Origin of the sequence: Pseudomonas sp. W3I7, from assembly GCF_030816095.1 — a bacterium.
GTDB lineage: Bacteria > Pseudomonadota > Gammaproteobacteria > Pseudomonadales > Pseudomonadaceae > Aquipseudomonas > Aquipseudomonas salomonii.
The window spans coordinates 3,510,220-3,522,522 of the sequence record NZ_JAUSXP010000001.1 but is presented as its reverse complement, the minus strand read 5'-3'; the positions used below and the strand labels follow the sequence as shown (position 1 = coordinate 3,522,522).

The following is a 12,303-nucleotide window of genomic DNA, read 5'->3' as shown; positions in this document are numbered from 1 at the left end:
GCGTAATCAAAGCAAAACCTCGCTTACACTTCCAGGCCGAGAAACAGTTTCTGATCCAGCGGCGCGCCGATCACGGCCTTGTCCAGATTGATCACGGCGCGGTTATCCGCCTTGGCCTGCTCCATCAGTTCCTTGCGCGTAAATAGGCGCTCGGCCGGGGTCTTCAGGTGGCCGAAGTCAGGCTTCGAAGCCGGCGACTCAGCGGACGGGTAATGAAAGTGCGCGTACCACAGGTCGGTATCCTCCGGCCGTTTTCCGGATTGGATTTTACGTTTGTCGCGTATGGCATATTCGGTGAGAAAGTCTCCGGCCTTCAGGCGCCAGCGTTTTTTCACCAAGTGGATGCTGACAAATTCATGGGTGTGTAAAAAGTCGACCTTGGCGGCTTTGGGACGTTGCAGCAGATAGCCTTCGCCGCACAGTTGATAAGCCTGCGCAGTGGCCTCTGTTGCCGCCTCCTCGTAGCTCTTGCGCAGTGCAATGGCGGGTTCATCCGTGGCGTTTTTGAGCTCCTCGGCAAGCGCTGTGAATTTCGCTGCATGTTGAGTCAGCATCACCTCCCAGTCATTGGGGTTGATTTCTTCCCGTCGGGTGGCGTCCAGGAGTTTGCGCTGTTGGAAGCGAATGCTGGCGTCGATACCGGGGCGCTGGTTTTTGAGGGCCTGGCCATCTGCTCGGATTCTTTTTAATGAGCGTGCCGCCGGAGTGGGTGCCGTTCTCGGCTCACTCGGGGGCGCGACGATTGCCCAGTCGCCCTCGCGACTTTGGTAAGTGTTAACCACTTCTCCAGTCAGCGTATCGGTGATATCGACGTAACTGACCGGCTCATCGGGCTTGCTTGGGCGTAAGTCGCCGATCAGGCTTCTTTGATCAACGGTTTTGATGACGCGTCGGGTTGCCGGTTTTGGGCGTTTGCTCCTGTCGCGGGCGGGGCGGGCGGCAAGCTTTTGTTCAACCAGGATCAAGTTGGCCAGTTGTGCCTCAAGCTCTCTACGGGCCTGCCTGAGTTGATCAAGAAAGGGCTGCCGGTATTGTTCCCGCAGCAGGGCGCACTGCACGTCGGTCAGCGAGACAACGGCGTTCTCCAGTTGGGTATAGTGCTGGAGCACATCCTTGAGCACGTCGATCTGTTCGGTCTCGGTGTAGCCGGCAGTGGTGCGCATTTCCGTATGGGCGTTGACCGTGGCATAGATCTGACGGTCAGCGACGGTATCAAGGTAGGGGCGCTCTTCGGGTTTATCGGCGTCAAGCGCGCGGTTGATGAGCATCTCAGCCAGGGATAACAGGATGTGTTGCTTTATGACGATAGGGGAGATGGGCTGATTGACTGGAACCTCTCTGAGCATGCTTTCACGCAGTGCCGGGCTGGCGCGCTGCACAATGGCGTCACACTTTTCTGCAGTTTCGAGCAGTTGATTCAATGTTTCCAGTCGTTGTGCTGCGGCGCTCATGTACTCATCGTAGGCGTCAGTAATGTCACGCGGCAGCTCGGTGTCGATACGCCTGAGCAGTTCACTAAAGTTTTCGCCGCGTTGGGTGTGCAACGTGTGGGAGATTTTTTGATGCAAGTCTGCGTAGTTCAACACCCAGTATTTGTAAATGTTTAACGTAGCGTTGTCTCGTGCGGTCTTGTATTGCGGTTCTGTCCTGTCCAAGTCCATCAATTCGCCGGCCATGACTTCGGTTTTCAGCAGCCCGGTTATAAACGCCTGGGTGTTTGTGCGGTAGTTGTCTACGGCAATCTCCCACTGGGTCATGGCGTGGGCCGTGGAGCGCTGTCTTTGCGCATGGCGCTCAGCGATTCGGGGGCGCAACACAGGCAATAATTCGGGGTTGTTAAGCCTTTCCCAATCCTCTCTGAGCGCCTGTCTTTGCTCAGCCAGCCGGATGCGTGCTGCCTTTACCGCTTCGCTGAAGGGTCGGGTCTGGTCCGCGACACGTTTCATTTCCCGGGTATGAATTTCCAGCAATGGAGTCAGTTGCTCCAATCGCTGTTTCTTACGGTCTACCAACTCGGCCACCCTTTGTCTGGGCATGCCACCTTCCAGCCGGGCATGGCGGTCCAGGCGCCAGTGCCCCTGGCCATCGCTGAGCAACCTGAAACCGGGACGCTGCGGGTGTTGCGGATGCACCAGGTAGACCTCGTTGAAACCCGGCACCACGCTGACCTGGAACAACAGACCGCCGACGCTGGCGTGCCAGGTCCCGTCAATGCGGTACAACCCTTTGAGCGCACCGCTGAGCTGCGCGGGCGGCAAGGTTTCGGGCCACGGCACCTGCACCTCCAGTAACGCCTTGAGCAGCTTGGCGCCGGCCTGCGGGCTGGCAATCGAGCGGCTGAAATCCAGGGCCGTGTGGCCGGTGGCGGGGGGCTCGCCGGGCAACGCCACGGCGCCATGGTGCACCTGCGGTGCCGCTTGCGCGGGTGGCTGTCCTGCCGTGCGGCGCCAGGCTTCCAGTTGCAGCGCATGCTCCTGCGCAGTGGGCGGTGACAAGGGCTTGGTGGGCTGGTCGTTGGGGGCGGCGGCGTGCAGCAGCACCATCGCGGTGTTGATCAAAAGGTCAATCAACGCCAATTCGCGAGTGGTTGGGTCATTGCTGTCCAGGCCTGCCAGGTCCTGTTCCAGGCTACTGACCAGCACCACGAGCCAGCCGACCAGCATGGCCGGGCCCCGCACCAGCGGCAACAGCAGGGTATTGAACAGCAGCCACGCACCCTCCATCACAACGGCCCAGCGGCTTTCGTAATTGGACACCGACTCGCGGTCCGCCAGGTCGACCAAGGCTCGCGCCGTACTGCCAAACAGATGATTGAGCAGTTGACCATTGACTTGCGATTGCAGCCATTCGCCCGCGCCTTCATCGACGGCGAGCGTCGCAGGTGCTGGTTTTTCAGGGATGCTGAATTCATCCCCAGGCAGGAAGCGAATGATGTGAGGTTCCTTGATGCCACCATGGTCATAGATGGGACGGGCCTTGTCGCTCAGCCACGCCAGCACCGTGTCTTGCAGCGCACCGGGCGCGGCCAGCGCATCAAGCAAGGCCTGGCGGGTCGGGTACTCATGCAGGGCGTCGGCATACAGCGGCTGGTACAGCAGGTGCGGGCCGACACTCGTATCACGCGGTTCGATAATGAACGCGTTGTTGACTTCATCCGGCGCGGCGCCAGGTTTGCGGCACAGGGCCAATGGACGCAGGACAATTTCCTGTTGGTCGACGATCCTGTCCGAGGGCATCTGGCCCATCAAGGCCTTCACATAGCGGTAACCGGTGACGGTAACGCCATGCTGCCCGCGGATCTTGTATTCGAGTGCCTGCATCGGCAACTTGACCTTGAGTTCGCGGGTAAACAGGGTTTCCCGTCGTCGTGCGTCAGCCGTGTCGGACAACAAGGTGTCTTTGATTGTTTGTGGGTAGGTGGCGCCTATGTCGACGCGCTGGATCAGCCCGGTACTGCCCAGCAGGTAGTCTTCGTCCAGCCAGGTCGGTAGCGCCTGGGAGCCTTTGGCTGAGAGTGTCAGTGTGCCTTTAGGCTTGCCGGCGAGGTTCTTCAGCGCCAGCTCCGTCAGCGACATGCGCACATGTTCGATAATGCCGGCGCCACCTGGGTAACCGGCGGCCACGGCAAAGTCCAGAACCACTTCGTCAGGGTCGAAATCGCCATGATCGGCTTGCATCTGCTTGCGCAATGCGGCGCGGCTGAAATCGTGGATGTTTTCAATGCCTTCATTGAATGTGCGGCCCTGGTTGTGTTGCAGCACCTGTGCCATATCCTGCAGGTGGCGGTGGTAGGCAAAACGGTCGGCGGCACTGGCTTGCGCAAGCCATGGCGGCAGTTGCTCATTGACCTTCTGCAAGGTCGGTGCAGCGGCTGTCGGCACTTGGGTAAACAGCAGCGCCGGATCAGTGAGTTTTTCCAGGCGTCGCCCAAGGGTTACTTCATCCTGGCCCTGAAACTTCAACGTCGCCAGATCTTCCAGTTGTTGATTGAGGACCAGCCCGGCCTGTTGCTCGAACACATTGCCGCCCGGCTCGTTGCGCCGCCACGTAAGGCTGTCGAACTGGAAACGCGCCTGCATCCTGGTTCCCCAGGCAGCGCCGAAATCATCGAGGCTGTCAAACGCCTGGATATCCCCGGCCACGCTGTACAGCAGCACCTGTTTGTCGCGTATCAGCAGCAGGTCAGGGGTTAGCAGGCTGACGGTCTGGCCGGCCTTGGCGAACGTGGTTTCAATCAAATAAACAAAGGTGGTGGGTGAGGATTGGGGCAGGCGCTCGGCTTGCACCGGCCACGTGGCGACGACCCTGAGCATGTCCCGCTGGGTCGCGTTCAAGTTCGATTGGCTGGCGGCTATTGCCGTCATCCGGCCGTTGAGAAAGTCGCCCAGCCACTGCCAGCGACTGCTGCCATGGCTGTCGGTTTCGCTCCAGTAGTCAGCCAGCGCCGCCTGGAAATACAGGTGAATCGATTCGGGCAGGGCATCGATGATGTTCGCAATTACCCGCATGTCGATAAGGGGCGGGGTATCAGGCTTGAGGATTTGGGGGATCTGTTGCGTCAGGTAGTACGCCAGTTCGCGTTTTGGCCGCAGGTCGAGCAGCTGTGGGTTGAGCACATGGGCGATGGCAACTTCCATCAACGATCGGAAGGTGTACACCCCGTTGGGGTGTGGGATGGCCAGTTTGACCGTAGCCAAATCCAGCTTGAGCGATGGATAGCGCTCCAGGATACGGCTGCGCAGGGCATTGAATACCACGGAGTACAAGGCCGGGCGCGTAGCGAACTGCGCATGGATGGCCTGGGCGGGTAGCTGGCTCAGAGCGGTGGGGGAACTCGGGGTGGGCATGATGAAATCCTTTTGCCTGTTATGGGAAGCGACAGGAAATCGAATGTGGTGACCGCGCGGGCGGTACAGGAATACCACCGCCGGCGACCCGCCCCGAACGCGCACGAGGTCATATATGCACCGCCTGGCGCCCTGGGCGCCGTGATGTGCTGTCAGTCCATTTCAAAGGAGTGACACGATGGACGATTCCTCCCAGGCTTCCTCGCCGGCCCTGCCAGCAAACGACGCACCTGAGCCAATAAAAAAACTCGCCGCCACGCAAAGCCTGCACGGTGATTTCCTGGAGCGCAGCAGTCCGCAATGGCTGATCGACGCGACGCCGGCCCGCAAGCATGCGCTCAAGGACGCCAGCACGGGCATGCCGGCGTGGCTTGCGAATGCTACGCCTGAACAGCGCAACGAGGTGACCGGCCGTTTCCTCGCCAACTTCACCACCCAGACGCAACTGGACCGCACGATGGCCACCTTCCAGGACATCGACGACTTCGCCCGGCCCTTGCTGCTCAACGCCCTGAAGGATCAGTACCGACTGGACCTCGATGTCGACAAAACGCTGTTGTGCCTGCGCCGCCCGCTGGCGGTGGGGATTGCCGAAGTCGAGGCGGGGGATTTCGAGTTTTTGAAACTGTCCCTGCTGGAGGCGGCCTTGCACAACTTCGAGGCCTACGAGTGCAAGGAGGGCGCTTACCACAAGACCTCCGGGTTCATGCAAGCCACCGGCAGCTCCGGCACCTACCACTCGGTGGCGATCAACCTGAAGGTCAGCCAGTTTTTGACGCTGTGTCGAAACCTTGATATCGGTGCCAAATACCAGACCTACCTGCAAGCGTTTTTTTACCCCGAAGATGCCAGCGCGCAAGTCACCCTGCGAGACCAGTTCATCGCCAATCAGAAGGCCGCCGTCAGGGCTGCCGCCGAACAGGCACTGTTGACCGGGGATATCGAGCCGGCCGATCACCGGATGCTGCTGTCGGTGATCGAGGGTGAAATTCATCCCTGGATGGGCGACAAACAGGTCTGGTTCAGAACCCTGGGCCTGATGCGGTTGCGCATGACCGGTTGCATGGTGTTCTCGATCTGCAAGAAATACAGCTACCCGGACGAGCTGATCATTTATGTGCCCCAGGACCCGGAGCATCCGCTCAAGCGCTACCGCTGGCGGCAAATGCAGGCTGAGTTCAAGCGCCTGTTCACCGCCCGCGACCCGGCCAAGGCCAATGATTCCTCGCCGACGCCGTACCAGCAGTTCTTCAGTCGCTTCGTGCCCTACGACAAGCGGCCCTATTACTTCAGCCAGTTCACCCGGAAAGCCGCCGACTCACCTACCGATATCTGGCGTTCGCCGTGGAAGAAGTTGCTGGATTTCACCACGCCGCACTTCATCACCGGCATCAAGGAGTTACCGCCCGAGGCGCCTGCCAGGCTTGAACCCAACCCCGACCCGTTCCTTGACCCCTCGACGCGCACGCGGCGTGGCAAAGGGATCTGGGCGGCGAACATCGACCCCTGGCAGTACTTCTACGAGCAACACCGCGAGCAGGTGATCGCCGATGCCCGCGCCCATGCCGTGCCGACTGCCGACGTGGATGCCAAGGCACGTGACGCCAAGCTGGCGCACCTGCTGGAAATCGGCATGCTGGGGTTGAACATGGTGTCGATGTTCGTGCCGGTGCTGGGCGAAGTCATGATGGGCGTGATGGCTGGGCAGTTGCTCTACGAAACCCTGGAAGGCGCGATTGAGTGGGGCGAAGGCGACCGTCAGGCGGCCAAGGCACACTTGATTGATGTGGCCGAGAACCTGGCGCAGATCGCGGTGATGGCCGGTGTGGGGGCGGGCGTCAGCCGCTGGCAAGCGGCCAAGGCCGAACCGGTGATCGAAGCGCTGAGCGAGGTCACGCGGCCCGATGGCCAGGTTCGACTATGGAGGCCAAGCCTTAGCCGTTATGAGCACCCGGTGACCCTGGACCGCGCCGCATACCCTAACGCCCTGGGGCAGTACGTTAAAGAGGGCAAGACCTATATTCGCCAAGGCACCCAGGTCTACGAGCAATACTTCGATGCGCAGGTGCAGAAATGGCGGATCAAGCATCCGACTGACACCGAGGCTTACCAACCGCTGCTTGAACACAACGGTCACGGCGCCTGGCGGCATACCCTGGAGCGCCCGCTGGAGTGGGATCGGCTGACGCTGTTGCGGCGCATGGGGCATGAAACCGAGGCGTTCACTGATCAGGAGTTGATCAAGATCGCAGATGTCAGCGGCGTCAGCGACAATACGCTGCGCAAGATGCATATGGATCACACGGTTGCGCCTCCCGAGCTTGCGGATGCGATGCGCCTGTTCAAGGCGGATGCAGACGCGGCGCGGGTGATCGAGCAACTGGAGGGCACCCGTGGGATAGATGACCTGTATTTGTATGCGCTGCCGTTGATCGTGGAGATGCCCGGATGGCCACTGGGGCGCGTGCTGGAAGTGTTCGAAGGCGCTGGTGCCTTTGGCCGGTCAGTCAAATATGGTGTTCGTCGCTCGCCCAAGGGCGTTGGCGCTAAACCGACGATCAAGGTGGGCCGCAACGACATTCTCGGCGGTGAGGTGACCGCGCGCATTCTGTCGGCGCTGGACGAGTCGGAAGTGATGCAGTTGTTCGGTACACAAGCGCCCCGGAGTCCCGACGCAAGAAACCGCGCGTTCATCCGTAAGCTTGCTGATTATGCGCGCCAGCGCCGGCCGGCGATTTTCGACAGCATCTACGCGGGGACTGAACCGTTGGACAAGCGTATTCGGCTGCTGCAACGCACCTGCCCGGGGCTCAGCAAGACAGCGGCGCAAACCGTGCTCGACCACGCCGGTGGTGATGAGCTTGAACGGCTGGTCAGCACCTCGCGGGTACCTTTGAACATGCTCGAAGAAGCGCGGTGGTATGCGCGGCAAGGGCGCGTGGCACGTGCCTATGCCGGGCTGCGCAGCGAGGTGATTGCGCCGGCCGACAGCAGGCGGTTGGCGCTGCATACCCTGGAGACACTCCCCGGCTGGCCGCAAACGTTGCGCCTGGAAGTGCGCAGCACCAACATCCAAGGCGAGCTGCTTGACAGTATTGGTGCGCCCGCCGCGCCGCAGAAAAAATACCTGGTCAAACACGGCCCCAGCTATCAGGCGTTCGATGAGCGCGGGGAAGCGCTTAACAGCCTGGCGCTGGAGGGCGACAACTTCTATGCCTCGGTGATGCATGCCTTGCCCGATGAGGCGCGCCAGAGCCTGGGGGTGCCACAGGTCAGCCAGCACCCGGCCTTGCAACGCAAACTCATCGAGCAAGCCGATGCATATCGCCTGGAGGCCTCGGCATGGCTTGCGCCGAAAACGCCCTGGTTCAAGGCGCCGGTGCGCATCAATGACACGCTGGTGGGCTATCAGGCCAGTGGACGAGGACCGAGTGTGAGCCCGCTGCTGGCTCATCAGATGCGCAGAATCTATCCGGATCTGGATGACGTACAGATCAATGCACTTTTCCTTGAGTGGGTACGGGCGGGGAACGATGCCCGGGCGATCGTCAGCAAGTTGAAAGCGTTGTTTGAAGAACGCCAGGCGCTGCATGACGTGCTCAATCATTGGGTCAATCGTTCGTCGGTGGCCAATCGTCAGAGCAATTTCATCGCCGGGGAAGCGCTCAAGCGAAGCTGGGGCCGTTCCTGTCTGGCCGGGAAAGTACCGAGTGCCGATGCCTTGGCATTGACCCTCAATGAACCGTTGCCGCCACTGGCGGCGAACTTTTCATATGTGCGTGAGTTATCGGTCATCGGCACGGCCCTGCATGACACCAATATCGATGGGTTTCTGAGCCAGTTTCCTGCTCTCGAAAAACTGACCTTACGGGCACCCTACATCCCCGCCGTAGAGTCCACGCAGGCCAGCCCGAGGTTGACCCGTGTGCCCCAGGTGTTGGCGCAGTTCAAAGGGCTCAAGCATCTGGCAGTCAGCTTCGATGCACATCGCTTGAGCGCGCAGTTGTCGCCACAACTGGCGGCACTGGCCGGCCTTGAACACCTGGAGATCGGCTATTTAGCCTACGACGGCCAAGTGCTCAACGGCCTGGATTTAAGCCCCCTGCAGGGCTTGAAACGCTTGAAGATCGTCGCGCCCAACGTGCCAATGCAATGGCCTGCCTATGTGCAGAAACTGCCGCTTCTGGAGCGGCTGGACCTGGCCCAGACCACTATTGCGACGCTGCCTGCCGAGCTCTATACCGGTTACGAGCGGTTGTGGAGTGGCTTGTCGCTGGACTGGTCGATGTTCAGCTATGAAGACTTCAAGCCTGCCTACGAGCACGTCAAGAACTATGCAGGGGTGTTCGGGCCACACCTGGCGAGCCTGGACGAGATGGTCAGAGGGTTTGGGCGCGGCGAATTGGGCCTGCTGATGGGCGAAGCGCATAGGGGGCGGCGCATGACTGACATGATCATGGGCCTGTGGAACACGCCACAAACGCGGATGAATGCCGTGCAAGCATTGCGTGAAGAATACCTCGGTATTTTCAAGCAGTTCTACGAACCCGCTGTGGTCCCTGGGTTCAGGGTGCGCTTTGCGCGGGCGCGCTGGAAGAGCGGGCATAATGCAAGCATCCTGGCGTTGCTGGAAAAAAACTGGCGCGGGGCGGTTTGCCAACGCTATGGCCTGCCGACCGATATCGACATTTCGATGTTTGAACTGCCGGATCCGCACTTGTCATCGACCGATCCCTTGGTCATGGAAAAAATCCGCGAATTGCCGGTGTTGCCGGCCGGCACCTTTTTCCATGTGAAAACCTTGACGGTGAAGTGGTTGCAGAATGTACCTGCCGAGCAGATGCAGGGCTTCTTCCAGGCGTTCGCCGGTGTGCGAAGCCTTGAACTGCGCTTCGGTCACCTCACCGACGTGCCGATCAATGCGGACATCCTGCCGGAGTTGACGCACCTGGACTTGTCCGATAACCAGATCGTAATGACCCCGGCAGTGCAGGCTCAATTGAATGGGTTGAACCGGCTACACGTGTTGAGCCTGCAATATAACCAATTGGGCACCCTCGACGTCAGCGCGCTGAGCCACCTGACGGCGCTGAACCTGCGCGGCTCGATGCTGCGCGAATGGCCACAGGGTGCTGAACACCTTGAGCATTTGTCTTGCCTGGACTTGCGTGACAACCCATTGACGAGCCTTGCGCCCCTTGCCTCTGACGAGTCGGATGTGTTGATGCGCACTGAGTTGGCAGGCAACCCGCTGAGCGCCGCAGGCGCGACATTACTCGATGCGGCGCGGCGCCGGATCGAGGCGGCCAAGGGCTTGCCTGAGGGGGCGCTGAGTCGGTTTGCGCTGGATCAGGAACCCTTGGTGTTTCCTCCCAAACAGACGTCAGCGTCCATAGCCCACTTCTTGTTGCCCTTGCCGCTGGACAGTGGGGGCTTTGCCGGCGTTCCGGAAAATGCCATAAGGGCGTTAAGCCCGCGCTTGACGCAAGAGCAAGCCATGGCCCGGGTTGGGCAACTGCGCGAGAGTGGCCTGAGCGCCACGCAAATCGAGACACAGGTCGCCCAGTGGCACCAGACTCACGACGTGCTGACGCGTGAGTTGAATGGTTGGTTGTTTACCCGCCAGGCGCGCTTTAGCAGCGATGGTCTCGACAGTCTGAAGCGACAAGCCCCGGCCAAGGCGATCCGCGAATCCTGGGTGAAAGCGGTGGTAGAAGGGCGCCCGGGTGCCGAGGTCGAGACCTTGGACCTGCAGATGACGCAGCCTGGCGACCTGCCCGCGCTCAGCGTGGCATTTTCCCATGTGCGCAGCCTCAACCTGACGGCGGTCAAGCTGACGGCCGAGGGCAGCAACGGGTTTTTAGCCGCCTTTTCGCAATTGAACCGGTTGATCCTCAGTGGCAACGACCTGACCGCGCTGCCCGAAGCCGTCCAACGCATGGAGCAGCTTGAACGTCTGGAACTGACCGCTAACGCCTTCACGCAGGTGCCGTCGTTGCCTGCTCAACTGCGCAGTGAACGTTTGCGTTGGCTGGACTTGAGCCACAACAACCTGCAGGCCTTTGATATGCGGGACTTCAGTCGCCTGGAGAGCTTGGATTTGAGCTACAACGACGTCCAGAGCTGGCCCGACGGCGCGTTGGAGTCTGAGCACCTGGCCCGGCTGAACCTGAGCGGTAATGCACTGGAATCTTTCCCGCTGACGCTGCTCGGTGGCGCACACGACCGCTTGGTATCGGGTACCGACCTGTCCGATAACCATAACCTGGCCGCGCCAGCGCTTGAACACATGCGTAACTACGCCAGGGAGCACCAGGTCGATAGGGTCATGGGCTTTTCGCGAGCGGAACTCGACCGCGCCCATCGCCGCAATTTTGAAGGGTCTGACCCTGAATCGGCCCCGGATACCGACTCCGATCCTGATTCGGGCTCCAGCTCTGACGACGATGACAGTGATCCGGACGCCGGCTACCTGCCGGCAGAGAGCATTGAAAACCCCCTGCAAAATACCGCGCAGCTGGCACTTGATCCCTGGCTGGCCAATACCTCTACGGCATTGGCGACACAACGAGCGGCGATGTGGAAACAACTGGCGCAGGCGCAAGATCATGATCGGTTTTTCCACCTCATTTCGCTGTTGCGCCTGACCTCGGAATTCAACCTCAACCGCCCGAGCCTCACGCAACGGGTTTGGGACGTTATCGCGGGGGCCGTCGAAAATGCCGAGCTGCGCGGCACCCTGTTCATCGAAGCTGAAACCCACGGCACCTGTATCGATGGCCGCATCCTTACGTTCAGCGAGATGGAAGTGCGGGTGTTCGAGTACCGCGCCTTGCGCGATATTCCACAGCAACGGCTCGACCTCAGGGGCCGGGCGCTGCTGAACCTGTCGAGGCAGTTGTTCCGGTTGAGCAGGGCCGATCAACTGGCCGAGGCCGCCGCAGTCGGCCTGGACCGGGCCGAGGTGCGCTTGAGTTACCGGATCGGCTTGACCCGCAACTGGCCCGATGGCCTGGAACTGCCCGGGCAGCCGGCCTACATGGCGTTCGCGAGCCCGATCAGTGGCGAGCTACAGGCACAGTTACGCGCACAGATCCTGGCCGCTGAACAGACCGATGCGTTTGTCGAAACCCTGATTCAACGTGAGTACTGGTTGCGTTACCTGGATGAGCGTTACGCCGAACAGTTCGAGGCCCTTGAGGACGAGTTGGCACGCCGTTATGAAGCCTTGGAAGACGCGCACAGCGATCGGGGCGATGCCCAGAGCATGGCACGCTACAACGAAGCCATAGGCCAGTTGGAAATCGAACGCGCCGCCGCCCGCACCCAGAAACGCATGGAGCTGTCCCGGGCAGAGATACAACGGTTAGCGGGCACGCAACCGCCCGCACCGTCGTCACCCCAGCCCGGCCCGTCCTGGCGCCCCTGAGTCGCAGCCCTGAGCGCGCCGAGCCTG

The 12,303-nt window shown here is 60.7% G+C and carries 2 protein-coding genes; one reads left to right on the top strand and one right to left on the bottom strand.

The features are described from left to right. Positions 1-23: 23 nt before the first annotated feature. Complete coding sequence (locus tag QF043_RS16190) at positions 24-4,847, bottom strand: dermonecrotic toxin domain-containing protein (RefSeq protein ID WP_307419331.1); 4,824 nt, start codon at positions 4,845-4,847, stop codon at positions 24-26. 178 nt (positions 4,848-5,025) lie between these two features. On the opposite strand from QF043_RS16190, the gene QF043_RS16185 reads away from it, so the two are divergent. Further along, positions 5,026-12,276, top strand: a complete 7,251-nt coding sequence (locus tag QF043_RS16185) for an NEL-type E3 ubiquitin ligase domain-containing protein (RefSeq protein ID WP_307419329.1) — start codon at positions 5,026-5,028, stop codon at positions 12,274-12,276. The last annotated feature ends 27 nt before the right edge of the window (positions 12,277-12,303 follow it).

Excerpts from the sequence above, each read along its gene's own strand:
- QF043_RS16190 (WP_307419331.1), bottom strand. The coding sequence starts at position 4,847 with ATGCCCACCCCGAGTTCCCCCACCGCTCTGAGCCAGCTACCCGCCCAG.
- QF043_RS16185 (WP_307419329.1), top strand. The coding sequence starts at position 5,026 with ATGGACGATTCCTCCCAGGCTTCCTCGCCGGCCCTGCCAGCAAACGAC.